Origin of the sequence: Vibrio genomosp. F10 str. ZF-129, assembly GCF_000287055.2 — a bacterium.
Lineage (GTDB): Bacteria > Pseudomonadota > Gammaproteobacteria > Enterobacterales > Vibrionaceae > Vibrio.
The window spans coordinates 78,255-94,536 of record NZ_AJYQ02000137.1 but is presented as its reverse complement, the minus strand read 5'-3'; the positions used below and the strand labels follow the sequence as shown (position 1 = coordinate 94,536).

The 16,282-nt window shown below is 43.8% G+C and carries 14 protein-coding genes; 10 read left to right on the top strand and 4 right to left on the bottom strand.

All coding sequences use genetic code 11. The annotated features are described in order from the left end of the window. The first annotated feature begins 195 nt into the window (after positions 1 to 195). The 3 genes from A1QO_RS18820 to A1QO_RS18810 are packed head-to-tail and all read left to right on the top strand — an operon-like array spanning position 196 to position 2,478. Positions 196 to 1,605: a DNA-3-methyladenine glycosylase 2 family protein gene (locus A1QO_RS18820; RefSeq protein ID WP_017040096.1), complete on the top strand. Its 1,410-nt coding sequence runs from the start codon at positions 196 to 198 to the stop codon at positions 1,603 to 1,605. Next, on the top strand, positions 1,602 to 2,072 hold the full coding sequence (locus A1QO_RS18815; protein ID WP_017036470.1) for a methylated-DNA--[protein]-cysteine S-methyltransferase: 471 nt from the start codon (positions 1,602 to 1,604) through the stop codon (positions 2,070 to 2,072). Before A1QO_RS18820 ends, A1QO_RS18815 begins: the two co-directional genes overlap by 4 nt. Positions 2,073 to 2,118: 46 nt before the next feature. Then, a complete protein-coding gene (locus A1QO_RS18810) occupies positions 2,119 to 2,478 on the top strand; it encodes a hypothetical protein (protein ID WP_017036469.1) in 360 nt (119 codons plus the stop codon). Positions 2,479 to 2,601: 123 nt separating this feature from the next. On the opposite strand, the gene nhaD is transcribed toward A1QO_RS18810, so the two are convergent. Next, positions 2,602 to 4,041 carry a sodium:proton antiporter NhaD gene (gene nhaD, locus A1QO_RS18805; RefSeq protein ID WP_017041871.1) on the bottom strand — a complete coding sequence of 480 codons (1,440 nt, stop codon included), beginning with the start codon at positions 4,039 to 4,041 and terminating at the stop codon, positions 2,602 to 2,604. A gap of 219 nt (positions 4,042 to 4,260) precedes the next feature. Between nhaD and A1QO_RS18800 the strand changes: the two genes are divergently transcribed. Further along, positions 4,261 to 5,385 carry a M20 family metallopeptidase gene (locus A1QO_RS18800; RefSeq protein WP_017040097.1) on the top strand — a complete coding sequence of 375 codons (1,125 nt, stop codon included), beginning with the start codon at positions 4,261 to 4,263 and terminating at the stop codon, positions 5,383 to 5,385. Here the strand turns inward: A1QO_RS18800 and A1QO_RS18795 are convergent. Further along, on the bottom strand, positions 5,382 to 6,332 hold the full coding sequence (locus tag A1QO_RS18795) for a LysR family transcriptional regulator (protein WP_026026547.1): 951 nt from the start codon (positions 6,330 to 6,332) through the stop codon (positions 5,382 to 5,384). The genes A1QO_RS18800 and A1QO_RS18795 overlap by 4 nt on opposite strands. 106 nt (positions 6,333 to 6,438) lie before the next feature. Here A1QO_RS18795 and A1QO_RS18790 point away from each other — a divergent pair, with 106 nt between their 5' ends. Next, on the top strand, positions 6,439 to 7,758 hold the full coding sequence (locus A1QO_RS18790) for an MATE family efflux transporter (protein WP_017037496.1): 1,320 nt from the start codon (positions 6,439 to 6,441) through the stop codon (positions 7,756 to 7,758). An 89-nt stretch (positions 7,759 to 7,847) separates the two neighbouring features. On the opposite strand, the gene A1QO_RS18785 is transcribed toward A1QO_RS18790, so the two are convergent. Continuing rightward, positions 7,848 to 9,062, bottom strand: a complete 1,215-nt coding sequence (locus A1QO_RS18785) for an MFS transporter (RefSeq protein WP_017036464.1) — start codon at positions 9,060 to 9,062, stop codon at positions 7,848 to 7,850. Between the two features lie 151 nt (positions 9,063 to 9,213). Between A1QO_RS18785 and soxR the strand changes: the two genes are divergently transcribed. Then, positions 9,214 to 9,663 carry a redox-sensitive transcriptional activator SoxR gene (gene soxR / locus A1QO_RS18780; RefSeq protein ID WP_017040098.1) on the top strand — a complete coding sequence of 150 codons (450 nt, stop codon included), beginning with the start codon at positions 9,214 to 9,216 and terminating at the stop codon, positions 9,661 to 9,663. A gap of 82 nt (positions 9,664 to 9,745) precedes the next feature. Here soxR and A1QO_RS18775 read toward each other — a convergent pair whose 3' ends face one another. Continuing rightward, positions 9,746 to 10,696, bottom strand: coding sequence for an urea transporter (locus A1QO_RS18775; protein ID WP_017040099.1), 951 nt, complete (start codon positions 10,694 to 10,696; stop codon positions 9,746 to 9,748). Positions 10,697 to 10,851: 155 nt separating this feature from the next. On the opposite strand from A1QO_RS18775, the gene A1QO_RS18770 reads away from it, so the two are divergent. The 4 genes from A1QO_RS18770 (at position 10,852) to A1QO_RS18755 (ending at position 16,135) form a co-directional block, all read left to right on the top strand. Further along, positions 10,852 to 12,006 carry a GGDEF domain-containing protein gene (locus tag A1QO_RS18770; protein ID WP_017040100.1) on the top strand — a complete coding sequence of 385 codons (1,155 nt, stop codon included), beginning with the start codon at positions 10,852 to 10,854 and terminating at the stop codon, positions 12,004 to 12,006. Positions 12,007 to 12,578: 572 nt separating this feature from the next. Beyond that, positions 12,579 to 13,112 carry a hypothetical protein gene (locus A1QO_RS18765; RefSeq protein ID WP_017036460.1) on the top strand — a complete coding sequence of 178 codons (534 nt, stop codon included), beginning with the start codon at positions 12,579 to 12,581 and terminating at the stop codon, positions 13,110 to 13,112. 4 nt (positions 13,113 to 13,116) lie between these two features. Further along, positions 13,117 to 14,595 carry a sensor domain-containing diguanylate cyclase gene (locus A1QO_RS18760; protein WP_241790489.1) on the top strand — a complete coding sequence of 493 codons (1,479 nt, stop codon included), beginning with the start codon at positions 13,117 to 13,119 and terminating at the stop codon, positions 14,593 to 14,595. 52 nt (positions 14,596 to 14,647) lie between these two features. Beyond that, positions 14,648 to 16,135 (top strand): nucleoside hydrolase, encoded by a 1,488-nt coding sequence (locus A1QO_RS18755; RefSeq protein ID WP_017040101.1) that lies wholly within the window; start codon positions 14,648 to 14,650, stop codon positions 16,133 to 16,135. Positions 16,136 to 16,282: the final 147 nt, after the last annotated feature.

Sequence of the window (16,282 nt, the reverse complement as noted above, 5' to 3'; positions counted from 1 at the left end):
CAATAGACAAGGTATTCTAATAGAACGAGTATGCATGTCACTGGATATGTCAGGGAGATGGAATGGTAGTCAACTGGACGAACTCTCATTCCGTTATGATCATTTCCGTTATGGTCATTGAGTTCCGAATGTGGCGAATTCAAGCGGCAATTGTTGCTACACTGGTGATTCGATGATTTTCATGAGGCAAGGAAAGTGGCGTTCACGGACTATTCAACTTTAACCACGAAACAATGCCAAAGTGCACGTTTAGCCAGAGATGCGCGTTTTGATGGTAAGTTCTTTATTGCGGTCAAAACAACAGGGATATTTTGTCGGACTATTTGCCCTGCTAATTCTCCTAAAGAAGAAAATGTCGAGTATTTTGTTGATAAAGCGCAAGCGTTGAACGCGGGGTATCGACCATGTTTACGTTGCCACCCTGATAGCGCGCCAAACTCTTGGGCGTGGAAAGGTGTGGAAACCACGTTTCTTCGAGCCATAAGCTTGATCGAGCAAGGTGCACTGCAAACAGGGGGTATTGAGTCACTTTCAGAGCGCTTAGGCATAAGTAGCCGTTATCTTCGTCGATTGTTTCGGAACTACCTAGGGCTATCCCCCAAGCAATACGCCCAGAATCATCAGTTGATGTTTGCTAAACAACTGCTTCATTCGAGTACTTTACCTATTTCAGAGATCGCATTTTCGAGTGGGTTTAACAGTGTTCGTCGCTTTAATGATGCGTTTAGAAAAACACTGCAATTGACACCGAGTCAGGTGCGAAAAACCGAAAAAACAACTCGAACTGAACATACCATTTATTTACCTTTTCGAGGGCACTTTGATTGGCAGCACATGCTTCAATTTTATCAAAAGCGCGCTATCCGAGGTGTTGAATTGGTGACAGATTCCACTTATGAACGACATGTATGCATTAATGGAACCAATGCGTGGTTTAAGGTGGAGATGCATCATAATAAAAATGCACTCAATGTTGAGTTCAAACTCGAAGACCTCAGCCAATTGAGGCACTTAGTTGCTCGAATCCGTACCATGTTTGACCTTGATGCGGATACCGACCTGATAGAAGCTCACCTGCGCAGTGTTGTTCCTGAACTTGTACATCATGAAGGTATTCGTATTCCCGGTGTCTGGAATGCGTGGGAGGCTGGTGTTAGGGCGATTCTGGGGCAACAGGTCTCTGTTAAAGCCGCTATTGGGCAGTTGAACTTATTGACATCGAAGCTTAGCGCTGGTCAGAGTGCTAGCAAGGGTGTCGAAGGTGTCAATTGCAGCCACGTGCATTTTCCCACGGCTCAAGAGGTTGCTGAGGCTGAATTGGATTTTCTTAAAATGCCTCAAAGCCGAAAAGAAACATTAAAGCGATTTGCACAGTTTTATCTCGATACGCCAGATAACAACCCACAAGATTGGTTATCAATTAAAGGAATCGGCCCGTGGACGGTTGATTACGCCCTGTTGCGAGGGGTTTCAGACCCCGACTGCTTCTTAGGTAGTGATCTTATAGTTAAAAAAGTACTGCAAAAATTGCCTCAACTTAATCATGCTTCTGTGTCACCCTGGGGCAGTTACGCGACGTTTCATTGCTGGGAGTATACATTATGACATCATTCACTTATTACCAGAGCCCACTAGGGCTATTGACTCTTCAAGCTAACGAGAAAGGATTGCTGGGTATCTGGCTACCCGTTAATACCACGCTACCTCAACAATTAGGAACAAAAGACGAAGGTCACCCTATACTTAAAGAAGCGATTCAGCAGCTTGAAGAGTACTTTGCCAAAAAGAGAACCCAGTTCAGTGTGCCTGTCGCGCCTAAAGGTACACCGTTTCAGCAGCAGGTTTGGCAAGCTCTAGAAGAGATTCCCTTTGGTGAAACACGAACATATCAGCAATTGGCTATCGATATTGATAACCCGAAAGCAGTCAGAGCCGTTGGCATGGCAAATGGGAAAAACCCGATATCAATAATCATTCCCTGCCACCGAGTTATCGGAAAAAACGGAAAATTAACGGGATATGCTGGCGGAATTGACGCAAAAAAAGCATTATTAGAGCTAGAAGTGAATTAGCACAAGGAATATAGCGACTATGGGAAGGTCTAGGTTTTTGAAATGTATGGTTATTGGGGTAGTTTTAGCCTCGATTCAGGGGTGTTTTCAAGAAAAGATAGAAAAGATCGCTAATCGTGAAACCCTATCTTTTGAAGGGGTCTATTCCAATCAATACAACAGTAATACACTGGTATTCAAAGCTGGCGTGATGACCTATCAAGCTGGTGATCAGACCATGACACGAGCGTTTGAAGTTGATGGCAGTGAGATTTATGTGATATTCCGCAACAGTTCTAAAGAAAAGCGAGACGATCTTGTCATGCGTATCCATGGTGACGGAGAAGTGCTGACGTGCAGCGCGTGCGCTCGACATAGCTTGATGAACTTTTGGGTAAAAGAAAACTTTGAGCCTAGTCAGCCTTAACTTTCAAGACAGAAACTTTCAAGACAGAAAATCACACACTTTCTCTTTTACCCATAGGTGATAAAATCAAGTTCACATCACCGAGTTACTATGTTGAATATGCGTTAATTAAATAAACGACTGTTAAGCAAATAGATGACCATTAAGCAATAGATGTATTGCAATACTCGCAGCATATCCCAGCATGATGACTGGCATCCACTTCAGGTGACCAAAAAAGGTGTATTTGCCATGCGCTGCTCCCATCAGAGCAACCCCAGCCGCCGACCCAATCGACAGTAAGCTCCCTCCGACACCCGCCGCAAGCGTCACCAATAACCAGTTACCCATGGACATAACCGGATCCATCGTCAGCACGGCAAACATCACCGGTATGTTATCGACGATCGCCGATAACATACCCACCATAATATTGGCCCAAACAGGATCCCACTGGGAATACATGATTTCCGACGCAAGGCCCAGGTAGCCAATTAAGCTTAACCCGCCGACACACATAACCACCCCATAAAAAAACAGCAGAGTGTCCCACTCGGCATGAGCAACGCGGCGGAAAACATCAAACGGTGCCACTGATCCTAAGCGCTTTAAGGCGTAGTCATCACCATTTGCGATTGCCAGTGCGGCTTTCTTTGACAGTGAAGAATGCAAAGTCCGGCGCAAGAAAAAGCCAAAAAACTGCAGGTATGCCAGCCCCATCATCATGCCAATTACCGGTGGAAAATGCAGTACTGCGTGGAAAGCAACGGCCGTGGCGATAGTCAGAATAAAAAGGCCTACAATGCGCCTAGCCCCACGTTTTAGCTCAACGTGCTGATGCACCACATTAGGCTTAGTCGCAGGGATGAAAAATGACATGATCGCAGCTGGAACAACATAGTTCACGACTGACGGAACAAATAGTGGCATAAATTCAGAGAATGAAACATGCCCTGCTTGCCACACCATTAAGGTGGTGATGTCACCAAATGGACTGAACGCGCCCCCTGCATTCGCAGCGATCACGATATTAATGCACGCTAGATTAACAAATCTGGGGTTATCACCTGCTACTTTTAGTACCACAGCGCACATCAAAAGCGCGGTGGTTAGGTTATCAGCAATAGGTGAGATGAAAAAAGCCAGTACGCCCGTAATCCAAAAGAGCGCTTTAAAATCAAAACCTTTACCGACCATCCATGCTTGTAAAGCGTCAAAGAGCTTACGTTCTTCCATCGCACTGATGTACGTCATCGCGACGAGTAAGAACAGCAGTAGTTCAGCGTATTCGAGTAAATTATGCTCAAGTGCCGCTTTGGCTATCTCTCCCATGCCATTTTGTTGGTAAACGTAACCAATCATTGCCCATATCAAACCCGCTGCGAGCAGTACCGGTTTGGACTTTCTGAGCTGAAGGTATTCTTCCAGCATGACTAATATATAAGCGACCGTAAATAACGCTAAAGCAGCAAAGCCGACAGTCGATTGGGTGAGTGACAGGTATTGTTCATTGTTGACAGATGCAAAGGACGGGGTAGAAAAAAAAGTGACGAGAGCACCGAGTAACAACCACAGCTTATTCATACATATTCGCTCCTTGAAATGATGATGGAAACCAGTGTATACACATTTGCTTACACTCGCTGTGAGGCGCATCGGATCTGTTTGAATCGTATTAATTTTAATCAAAAAGAGATAGGCTGGAATAAGGTTGCTCGGTGTCACGTCGCTGTGCTTTGCGTTTATCTTTGCGCTTTGATTATATCGATTTTGCATCAATAGAATGCCACACAAGGAATGAACATGGATTTTTCACTAAAAAGTTATTTGGAAGAACTCGAACTATTGGTCAACGTTGATTGTGGTACATACACGCTTGATGGCATTGAGGTCATTGCCTCTCAGTTTGAACAAAAATACTCTGCGATGAAAAGGTGGGATGTTAAACGCAGAGATTGTGGGCCAGCAGGTGTGGGGCTTGAAGTGCGCAATAAGCCGAATTCTGAATATATCGATATTATGCTGATTGGGCATATGGATACGGTGTTTGCTCCTGGAACGGTAGCAAAAAGGCCAATGAGCGTGGACGACCATAAAGCCTATGGGCCTGGCGTGTCTGATATGAAGTCAGGATTGCTGAATGTTGTTTATGCACTTCGCCACCTTGATACCAAAATATTAGACACCCTCTCGATATGCGTTTGCATGAACCCAGATGAAGAAACAGGATCGGCAGACTCGGTTGAATGGATACAATCGGTCGCAAAACATGCAAAGCAAGTGTTAGTGGTGGAAGCCGCTCGTGCCGATGGTGGTTTGGTGAAGTCTCGAAAAGGAATGGCTCGTTATAAGCTGATGTTTCATGGTCAGGCTGCTCACGCTGGCAATGAACCACAAAATGGATGCAGCGCCATTACTGAAATGGCGCAGTGGATCATCGCCATGAACAAGATGACGAACTTTGAATCGGGAAGTACGTTGAACGTGGGTGTTGTTTCTGGAGGCTCAGGGGCCAACATCGTTCCCGATTATGCCGAGGCGATAGTGGATGTGCGTTTTTGGAGCAACGATGAGTATGACGCGATTGATAGCCAACTGAATGGCTTGAGTCACAACCCCTTTCTGGATGGCATTCACGTGGCGTTAAAACGCGAAGCTTATAAACCGTCTATGTTAGCCAGTGAAGCGACAGCAACACTGATCAAGCTGGTGGAGCAAAGTGCCAAAGAGCTTAATATTGATATTAGCTGGAAAGAAGTAGGTGGCGGCTCAGATGCAAACAATACCGCAATTTTAGGGGTGCCAACATTGGATGGCTTAGGGCCAATTGGTGCTGATTTTCACAGTGACAAAGAATACTTATTGCTTGAATCTATTGAGCCGCGTATTCGCCTGTTGATGAGAATCATCGAAAAGCTAGCCCATTAATTTCCAACGCTTCCTGTCCATTTGTTGCCACGGGCCAATACGTTCAGTGCCGTAATTTCTTGTGCAGCCAGGTTGGTCACCCACTCGACAATATCATCAATCAGCGGGGATTTGGTTCGCTTGTGGCAATAGTATTGCCACGCACTGGGCTTTACTTCTGTGCCAATAGGGCAATACAAGAAGCGTTGTTGCAGTTCAGGAAGAATTAAAAGGAGATCGGTCACTGTGGCGCCCTGCCCTGAAAGACAAGCACTTAAGGCAAGATCGAGCGTAAAGAATGTCGTGCTTCGAACGTTTGAAGAGTGAGCCTGTGGGTGAGATGCCAGCCAATCTGTCCAATCATCGTGAGCGAGTGTCGAATGCAGCCGTGGCATCGCTAGCAAAGAAGCAAGATCTTCGCTCTCTGCTGTGCTTTTCGTCCGACAAACTGGAGCCATGTATTCATCACGCAAAAATGAAATGTCCGGCTGGTGATGATAATGGTCTTTTAAACGGGTGCTGAAAATCAATAAGTCATAGTCACTGTTATTGAGGCTGGCTTCTTCTTCTAACGATGGGATAACCACAATGTCATGTTCTGGATAACGTTCGCTGAGTTGATGAATCTTGGGAATAAGACAGCGAGTCGCATACGTTAAGGCGGCCTTAATGACGATTTTCTCTCTTTTTGGCGTTTGCCAAGACTCAAATAACGTCTGTAGGGATTGGTAGCTTTGCTGCAAGGTAAAATAAAGCTGTTGCCCTTCTTTGGTAAGCTCAATCGCCCGATGTTTTCGAATAACTAATGCCATATTCAACTCAGACTCCAGTTGCTTCACTTGGCGACTGACTGCGCTTTGAGTCACATACAATTCTTCTGCTGCCAGAGTAAAGCTTGACAGTCTCGCGACCGCTTCATAAGCCTTGAGTGCATTGTGAGAATAAGGAAGATTCAAATAAGGGGTGATGACGACTCTCCATTAACATGATCTGAGGTAATGTTAGTTTGGATTATATATCATTTGAAATCCATCACATTCCCTCTTAATGTTGCGAGAAATAATAGAGGTCACCATGAAAAACATACTATCACTCGCATTCCCATTAATCATATCTCAGCTGATTGCTATGGCATTAGTTTTGACGGATGTATGGATGATGTCGCGAATTAGCGTGATGGCAATAGCGGCGGGTGGCTTAGGCGCATCGATCTATTTCTTCATTTTCATTATTGCCAGTAGCACGGTGGGGTGTGTCGCAAACTTGATTGCGATTGCTTATGGTCAGCGAGTGGCAAGACCTGATTATGGTAACCAACAAATTCGTTACGCGGTAAAAGGGGCGGTGTTACTTTCCTTCATTTTGTCCGCTGTTTTATTCGCTCTCTTTCACTTTGCCCCTTGGGTGTTAACCATGGCGAAGCAACCAGAAGAGGTAGTGGCATTGGCAATGGTGTATGTCGATACATTAAAGTGGGCTATGCTCCCATCGCTGCTATTGCTTGTTTTACGAGGTCTTACGAGTGTACTAGGACATGTACGCTCTGTGATGGTGATGTCCGTCATTACCGTTATTATTAATATCCCAATCAGTTATATGTTGGCTTTTCCACTGGGGTTAGAGCTAGCTGGGCTCGGGTTAGGTACCGCGCTTTCTACTTTATTTGTCACCGTTGGTTATGGGATCTGGGTATTTCAACGCGAAGAGTTTGCTATATTTGCTCCGTGGAAACATCGAGAAGAATACTCTTTGTCATTGATAAACCCCTTACTGGCAATGGGCATCCCGATCGCTGTGGCTGCGCTTCTAGAGCATGGGCTTATTTACGGTGGCACCTTGATGGCGGGAACCATCAGTATTGCTGCGTTAGCACTTCATCAAATCTTACTTCAATGCCTGAGCCTGACGTGGAACATAAACTTTGGACTTTCTCAAGCTGCCGCGATTCTGGTAGGACGCGACTTTGGCGCAGGTAATCATCAAGAAATGAAGCGGACTTCTTGGAACAGTTTTGTATTGGTCACCGTCATTAGTGTTGCTTTGTCTGGGGCTTTTATCATGAATCCAGGGCTAGTCGCTCAATTTTTCCAACTCAACGACCCACAACTGGTCGCGATGCTGTCGGGGATTATTTGGGTGGTGGCGCTAAGTTTTATTGTTGACGCCTGGCAACTGCTGGCGATCAACCTGCTGCGAGGAATGAAAATAGTTATTGCTCCGACTTTTATTACTGCGATCGGTTACTGGCTATTTGGGCTTCCCGCTGCTTGGTGGCTTATGAAACGGTTCGAACTGGGTGGCATTTGGGCGGGGATCGGAATCGGTTTGGCTGTCACGGGGGGGCTTCTATTATGGGCATTGATTCGAGAATTAAAAAAGGCCAGTGCCGGCTGATTTAGCGAACTCAAGCCTTTTTATAAGAGGATAAAAGTGTGTAGATCCGAGATCATACCTCAGAGTATCTCCAAGGAAGTAACCACGCCCTAACTGTTCGCTGTTGCACCTTTCATATCAAGCGATGATTTACCCGTCAGGGTTCTGCCGAGATTGAGCATCATAATGCTTGCGATGAGCACGACAACCGCGGCGATAGCAAACCCCATTGAGATGTGTTGATAGTGACTAAGCAGTGCAATCATGACATAACTCAAGCTCTGGGCTAGGGTTGAAAACATGGCGAGCCCACCGTCTACTCGACCCCGTTGTTCTATTGCAATGGTATGGTGCATCCAGTTGGTTCTTGCAATGCGGTTGATGGCATTGAAAAAGCCAAACCCGAATGTGAACACCATCAGCAGTTCTGGTTCACTAGAAATACTCATGCCAAATAACATGAGAGCGACGAAAAACATCGCGTATTGGATGGTATTTTGTAGAGAAAATTTCGCCAATATTTGTTGTAGCAGGAACCCTGTTAGCAATGAACCCAGGCCAAAACTAATGTTATAGGCAGCGTACCATTGGCCTGACAAACCTTGCTCTGAAAAAGAGATCGGCACTAATTTTCCAAGGAAAGTCAGAATAGGGTACGACAAACATGAAATCATTAAAAAACCGTAGAATTTTGGCGACTGAGAAAATATCGATTTGCTCTCAATCAGCTGATTAAAAAATGGAACACGGCTCTTTGGGCGCAATTGTTGACGGTAAGGCGTCAATGTGTAACTGAACGCGGCAAGGGCAGACGCGACAGCTGCAAACAAAGCAAACTCAAACATGCCCCAAATCTGTAATAACATCACCCCTAACGCCCCAGCGCCTAATGTGGTGCCTTGCATCACAATTTCTTGGTAGCTCGAAATAGCCGCGTATTCGTCACGATCATAGTTTTCTTGAGTAAACGCATTGTTCGCCGCCCACGCAAAGTTACTTGAAACCCAAATGAACAGCTGTGCTCCGGCCAGCAACCAGTAAGAACTCCAATCATACCAATAGGCAAGCATCACCACCCCCGCGGTTAGCGATTGAATCCCCTGATTCAAGATCAACAGAAACTTGCGTGAATGCCTATCGATATAGGTTGAAAAGAGAGGGGTTAATAAAAACGACACCACAGTACAAGCTAACGCGACCAAAGCGACAAACGTTCCCATATTCGGGGTTTGTAACATGACCCAAGGGAGAGCCATCATAAATAGCCCGGAAGAGATGCCGTCGAAAAGTCTTCCTGTTAAATAAGGTATGGTTTTGTTTTTCATGTGTTCATCCGTGAAAGTAATATCATTTGTTGCTACTGTAAAACCTCAACTTAAGTTAAGGTAAAGTGATTTGTTTACTTATTTCCTAGTGAGTTTTTCTACTAGGAGCTTTCTGTATGAGTTGCTTTCTATAAAGAGCGAGGGAGGGGATATGGATATCAGCGTTGGTGAAGCGGCAAAGCGGTCTGGAGTCAAAGTGTCTGCGTTGCACTTCTATGAAAGAAAAGGGTTAATAAGCAGTTGGAGAAATGAGGGTAACCAGCGGCGGTATCACCGAAGTGTGTTAAGACGAGTCGCGGTAATAAAAGCAGCGCAACAAGTTGGATTAAGCCTAGAGGATATTGGCTGTGCCTTGTCATCCCTGCCGAAACATCAAGCACCAACCAAGCAGCAGTGGGAAGCGCTTGCTACTTCTTGGCACGATTTGCTAGAACAACGAATCACACAATTGAAAGCGTTACAGCAAGACTTAGGCGGATGCATAGGTTGTGGTTGCCTATCCTTAGAAAACTGCGCGTTACGTAACCCTCAAGATAAATTGGGCGTTGACCATGCGGGAGCGAATTTGTTGCTTGAGGCGAAAAATCACCAATTTGAGTGAATGATCAGATTGGACGTCTATAAGTCAAAGGGAATGGAGCCAAGTATGATAGGGCCAAGGAAGATAGAGTAATGGTGTGGCTCTAAGGGGGTGGCGTTGAGGGGCTAGTGCGTTTTAAGATCATTATCCAACAGGAAAGGACAAAGGGCAGAGTAAGAGTCACGACACCAAGCCAATCGCTAAAAACGCTCAGTAAAGTCGCAAAAATCACGCCTGCCATAATACGGCCCTTTGCCAATAGATTTGAGCGTGATAGGGCTCTTGACTGAGGTAGGTCATATCGTTGAGACAGTGCGATGGCCGTGAGCGAAGCACTAAAACCGCACAAACCTTGAAGAGACAATGAATTGGGAAGATTGATTGTAACCGCAACCATCATTCCACACGCAGAACCCACACAAGCCCAAAGAGCAGTTGAACGAGAAGAGCAAGCAATCCCTATGAGGATCAAAACACTGGGTAGCAAAGGTTGCACAAACATAATTTGACCGACGCCACTAAGCACTCCCTTGAGCCCATCTAATACTGTTATTGTGCGTTGAGTTGCATTATGCAATGAAGTCAAGGGTTCGAGCTTGCCAAATGGCAGATTGAAACTACCCTCAACAAGAGTAAACAACAAAGTAAACAGTAATGTAACCAGTAAAAATGGCACGGTAAAGATAGGCAAAGAAGATCGCCACCGAGATTGGATAACACTGCAAATTGCTGAGGCTACGAAGATGGAGAGTGTCATCCAAAAGAACGGTATGGATTGGAATAGGGTGTAGAAGGCGAGGCCAACTAGCGCCCCGTTATAACCGTATAATCCGCGAGTGACATCTTGTGTGTTGCTGCAGACTCTTTTTCCGACCCAAGTAGATACCCAAAGCCCAGCAAACATCGCAGAGAATAATGGCAGCGAATGAAAGCCAACAGCCATCGCAACAAAAATGCCAGTGGCAGCGTTCTCTTGAAACGTGACTTGCCCCATGCCTCGTAGTAACACTATAGCTTTCGCGTAGAGAGAAAGCGTGATTATGTGTCGGCTCATGAGCGTTTGTTATCTATCAACTAAGTTATCCATCCGTCAAGATATCTGTTAAATTGCTATTCTATTTAGAGTAAAAAATATATGTCAGTACCACATTTTACAAGCGGTAAAACTCATGAGTGATTGGAGCGGTATTTTGAAGAAAGAAGGGCTGTATGGATAGTTTTTCGCTAGACATAAGAACGCTTAACTTTATCATGATCTTGTTTTCGGTGATTTATTGTATTGGGTTGCTATTGTTTCAAGTCGCTCAAAAGCCGATTGAAGGGTTATCGCTGTTTTCACTATCTATATTTTTGATCGGGTTTGGCCCATTGCTATTGAGTTTAAGAGGCATTATTCCAGATTTTCTCAGTATTATTGGGGCGAATGTACTCATTGCACTCGGCTTTCATCTCACGCTATATAGTCTGTCTATTTTCCGAAACTATTCCTTGACGTTAACTTATCACAGTCGCGTGCTGTTGTTTGCCGTCTTAGTAGGCTTTGTTTATTTTACGTATTTTGTACCTTCGATAAACAATCGGATTATCGTTATTAGCTTATATTTAGCCTTTACTACCATTAGTACAGCCATCGCCGTGGTGAAAGGAACTCGCAAAGATTTGCCCCTCGCGACGAGAATGATGGCATTACCATTTCTCGCTTATGGTGGGTTTATGCTGATAAGGGCTTATGTCTCCCTATCAGAAGCTGAAATAGACAGCTTCATGAGCGCAAATACGATCCACCAGCTGACTTTTCTTTTTAGTGTCACTCTCATTGTGTCTATGAGCTTTTCGATGCTCTGGATGATTAACGCCAGGTTATTGCATTCAATCCATCGCTTATCCTATCAGGATCCGTTGACGGGTCTTAAGAATCGTCGTGCGTTAGATGAAGCAATGTCTGATTTTAAATATAACCCCAGCCATGCGCCAGTTTGCCTAGTGATGTCAGATATTGATCATTTTAAAGCGATCAATGATGGGCATGGGCACCTTGTGGGTGATGAGGTGATTAAAGCCATTGCGGATAGTATTACACAAACCTTGCCTGACAATGCAGCGGCGTTTCGGTTAGGGGGCGATGAAATTATCATCCTGTTACCCGAATACGACTTGAGCCATGCCCAGACGTTTATCGACGATTTACGACATGCTATTGCCGAGACTGTTATCGATGGAAAACCACGGTTAGCGTTCACCTCGAGCTTTGGTATTGCACAGTTACAGCTTACGGAAAGTTGGGAGGAGTGCGTAGATAGGGCTGATAAAGCACTGTATAAAGCTAAGCGAGGTGGTCGAAATCGCGTTTCGGTTATTGCTTAACACTTTGCTCGTGAACGTTCGGCATTATGGCAGCCATGCCGTTTACGATTATGCTCTTGTTAGGATGCGTGAGCCTGTTCAAAGGGTTACTTACAGAAATGGATAACCCTGAGTTATCAACTGACCCATCGCGTTCGTTTATTTATCTTCAGCATTGTTTCTAGTATAAAGCTCTCTAGTACGTTGTACTGGGGAGTTTTTTATGACTACGATCGCACCAAAGTTTGCCTATCTTCAAAAAGCTTCCTTTATAGTCTAAGTAATAACAGCGTATTAGACGAACCGCATATGAGTAGATCTACGAGTCGCTGTGTTATTATGTCTGGTTTCCCTTGCCCAAAACTTGTACTTATTGCTGATTCAAGAGAGGTGATATAGATAACATACTTAACATCTATTGATGTGGCTGCATGTTATTTTCAGTGGTAATCAATATAATGCTAAACTTCAACATTTTAACTACACCTGTGCTATATCGTGCGTTTGAATGTAAACAGAAAAGGAAATCACTATTCAGTCTATGCCTTTTATAGCTATGAACTGAACGTGGTCGTTAACTCTTAAGGAATAACATGCAAGCTTTTATACGCCTAGTTGCCGTTTTTGCTGGTGCTTTGGCCTTATTTACAACAACCAACTTGGTTTATGCTGAGTCAGATGCAAGTTTCCCTGAGGGGTGGGATCAATGGCCTATTGTTAAAGAGTCGGTAAACTTACCTGCTGATACTGTTTTGCCACCTGATACCTCTTTGTTCATACAAGAATCTGTTCGAGCTTATGCATGGATAAACAATGGACAAGGCTCGCCTCTTACGATTAGAGTCAACCCTGAAAAGTTGGAACAATACCAAACACATGGGCCATACACTGATGGACCTACGGTTGTGGCGGTATCTGAGGTGCAGGGAATTGTTTGGGTCACCGAACATATAGATGGTTTGGCATTATATGGAAGTTATGATAGAGAAGGTAAAGATATCACCTCAATGCACCCATCTTTACAGCCTAGTTTCTGTGAAAACTGCCATACAACATACAAAGATATCTGTATCAATGGCACATGTGCCGAACCGGTATTAAGCCCTTACACAGATAACAAAGACTAATACCTTGAGTAATAGACTGTTTGGCTGGTTGACTATAAACCAGATGCTGTTTATTTCGCATCTTACTCTTGTTCTATCTATCATTTTTGGTATGTCTTATTCTCGTTACCAAAACGATTGGATAAACAAAGTTGAGTACCTTGCAGATGTGTCGGCTAGCCAGCTTGAGGCGTATAACACTTTTTTTTCTGGTTCGGTTGCCGGTAGAAATTATGCCAACCTTCTCATGCAATCAACGTTGGATAACCTAAAAGCAATCCCTAAATTGAAGTTTGTTGGTGTTTCGGGTACGAGTGACTATTTGAACCGTCAGGTTGAAGTGAGATATTCAATAGAGAAAAGCAAAGGATGGCGGCTCGATGTTTCCACCGATGATGCAAAAAAACTGTCGGGAAAGTTAAACCAATTACAACGTAATCTATTAGATACACCCGCTGACAATACGGTTCATATAAAAAAGCTTAACCATCTGATCAATAAAGTTAAAGTTGATCTTGACGTTATTACTGAGAGCATTAATTTACAATCTCAACCCATCCCTCAGATCCCAGAAAAAATGCAAGAGGTCGGTTATTTCCTAGATGTTGATTCAGACTTACTTCATATTCAAATAACTCTAAGAAACATAAACGGTGGGTATCTCTGGGCGGTGCTTGACGCAACGGACTTAAAAGACATAAAAAGTAAACTGCTAGCTAATATTTTAAATGAAGCGTTCATAGCGTTGTTTATATCGTTTGTTCTTATTTATATTGTTACATATTGGTTAGTCAGCCCGCTAAAAGATCTTTCCACTTCAATGAAGCAAGATATTGAAAAAATCGACCAATCACAGATTCCAGAAATACAAAGAGCAGACGAAATTGGTGATCTTGCGCGTTCTTACTCGAGTTTGATCACCAAGATTAAAAACCAATTGCGTATTCTTCATAACCAGACAGAAACCGACCCTCTTACGGGGATCGGCTCACGATATAAATATCAAAAACACGCTGCTAAGATAGTTCAACATGCCTTGCTCAAGGGAAACTTAGTTTATGTCGTTATATGCGATATCGACAATTTTAAGCGCTTCAACGACTCTTATGGTCATACAGAAGGTGACAATGCCTTGACTGCCGTGGCTAGCGCCATGAATGACATTCTTGAGCCGCATGACTTAGGTTGCCGTCTCGGAGGAGAAGAGTTTGTTTATATATTATCGAGCAATAACAAAACAAGCTTAATACACAAAATTGACGCGTTGCGAATTGCTGTATTGGAATTGTCTATTCCTCATAAGAATAATTTGCCTCATCATGTCGTTACTGTATCTATCGGCGCGATTCCTATTGTATCAACACTCAACAATATCACGCTTAATCAGTTAGATTTGAACCTTAAAAAAGCACTAACGCTAGCTGATCAACAGTTATACGCTGGGAAAGAAGCGGGCAGAAATATCGTTATGCATAGCGATAGTTTTGAAATAGAGAGCCTCTAACCAATACCGTTCATGACACTGTTTCATTTCTTAGCCAATAAAGGAAAATATTATGCGCAGCTTAGAAACTAGTGAGTTCTTTAGGCAACCTCAAAAACGCGTTTGGGTAGATACCGATATTACGATCGGTCACGTTAACGGGTTTTCCCCCTGCGATGTTGACGACGGGTATGCGCTTGGCCTTTTGTTTAGAAGTCAGGAAATAGATATCGTTGGTTTGAGCTCAACATTAGGGAATACTAATGATATTGAGATTTCTACTAAAATTGCGACTCAATTTACTTCCTTATTTGGCCCGACAAGTCTAAGAGTGTCCAAGGGTAGCTCTGTATTTTTTTCTGAGTCGCAGGGTATAGATATTCCCGATTCTGTACGGGATCTAGCTGAAGAATTGAAACAAGGGCCTCTTACCATACTGGCAATCGGAGCATTAACCAATATTGCATTGCTGGTCGAGCATTTTCCTGATCAAGTCAAGAATATTCAAGAAGTAGTGTGCGTAGCAGGGCGAAGGAACAAAGAACAACACTTCATAGTGAGTCAACGTCAACCCCGGCCATTTAAGGACTTAAATTTCGAAGTTGATGAAGCTGCGTTTAAGGTGGTGCTTAATAGCGATATTAAAGTAACATTTATTCCGTTTGAAATATGTGATGATCTTTGGATCAACTTTCATGAACTTAAAGAGATGAAGCGTGGAAGTTCATTAGCCGAATATCTAGAAAAACATTCTCGAGTGTGGGCGCTAGAGTGGGCGTTCATATTTGGCTCCAAACAAGGATTTATTCCATTTGATTTAGTAGCCGCGGCTTATGTTATCAACCCTGACTGGTTCGCAATCAAGCATTGGAAGGTTCAGATTGAACCGGGGAAAAGTGATACACACAAGCATGAAACTAAAAATTATTTAGTCTGTAATGAAGACTTAACTTCAGGTAAAGAAGCTAAGTATGCTGTAGAGATTACCCCTAATGTGAAACCTGAAATAATGAAGCGTCTTGCCCAAAGAGACATCAGTAGTTTTGTGCTTGGCTTGTCTCACATTAATATAATTGTCGAAGATGTCGATAAGGCCGCTGATTACTATCATAGAGTACTAGGGTTTGAGCGAGCTTTAGATGCTCAGGGTGAAAAAATGGACTATCGAAATGTCGAAATGAATGAGTTTAATCAAGATGCAGGCTTAGCGAATCAAGACGTTAAGGTTGATGTCTTGTTTCTTAAGCACCCATACGCCTCCGTTTATCTTGAACTGATGCACTACCAAAGACCTGAAGGAAAGTCAGAGGTACCCCCTCAGCCAAAAACCTACGATCTCGGCGGGCCTAGACATATTGCCCTTGAAGTTTCTAACTGCACAGCAGTGTTCAACTACTTAAAGACTCAAGAGGGAATCACAATGATTGATACTTCTGAAGAGTATCACCCTGAGAAGCTGAATGGATTCCCGATTTCATTTTTCTATTGGCTAGATAAGTATGGGGTTCAGTGGGAAATGGAAGAGGGGCGAAGAGTTGGCGTTGCTCGAGGCATAATTTAGCTACCTCATAAGTTCAATTCCCTAAATTGCCATTGGGTGACAGAAAAATGGGTGACAGAAAAATTGGGCGGCTGGAGCACGCTATTTGATGGTATGTAGACGTGGAACCTATGGCAGTTGATACTCCCATCGATCCCTAAGGTATTA

Bases quoted from the DNA above. Each gene is read 5' to 3' on its own strand.
- A1QO_RS18815 (WP_017036470.1), top strand. From the start codon at position 1,602: ATGACATCATTCACTTATTACCAGAGCCCACTAGGGCTATTGACTCTT.
- A1QO_RS18810 (WP_017036469.1), top strand. From the start codon at position 2,119: ATGGTTATTGGGGTAGTTTTAGCCTCGATTCAGGGGTGTTTTCAAGAA.
- nhaD (WP_017041871.1), bottom strand. From the start codon at position 4,041: ATGAATAAGCTGTGGTTGTTACTCGGTGCTCTCGTCACTTTTTTTTCT.
- A1QO_RS18800 (WP_017040097.1), top strand. From the start codon at position 4,261: ATGGATTTTTCACTAAAAAGTTATTTGGAAGAACTCGAACTATTGGTC.
- A1QO_RS18790 (WP_017037496.1), top strand. From the start codon at position 6,439: ATGAAAAACATACTATCACTCGCATTCCCATTAATCATATCTCAGCTG.
- A1QO_RS18785 (WP_017036464.1), bottom strand. From the start codon at position 9,062: ATGAAAAACAAAACCATACCTTATTTAACAGGAAGACTTTTCGACGGC.
- soxR (WP_017040098.1), top strand. From the start codon at position 9,214: ATGGATATCAGCGTTGGTGAAGCGGCAAAGCGGTCTGGAGTCAAAGTG.
- A1QO_RS18775 (WP_017040099.1), bottom strand. From the start codon at position 10,696: ATGAGCCGACACATAATCACGCTTTCTCTCTACGCGAAAGCTATAGTG.
- A1QO_RS18770 (WP_017040100.1), top strand. From the start codon at position 10,852: ATGGATAGTTTTTCGCTAGACATAAGAACGCTTAACTTTATCATGATC.
- A1QO_RS18765 (WP_017036460.1), top strand. From the start codon at position 12,579: ATGCAAGCTTTTATACGCCTAGTTGCCGTTTTTGCTGGTGCTTTGGCC.
- A1QO_RS18755 (WP_017040101.1), top strand. From the start codon at position 14,648: ATGCGCAGCTTAGAAACTAGTGAGTTCTTTAGGCAACCTCAAAAACGC.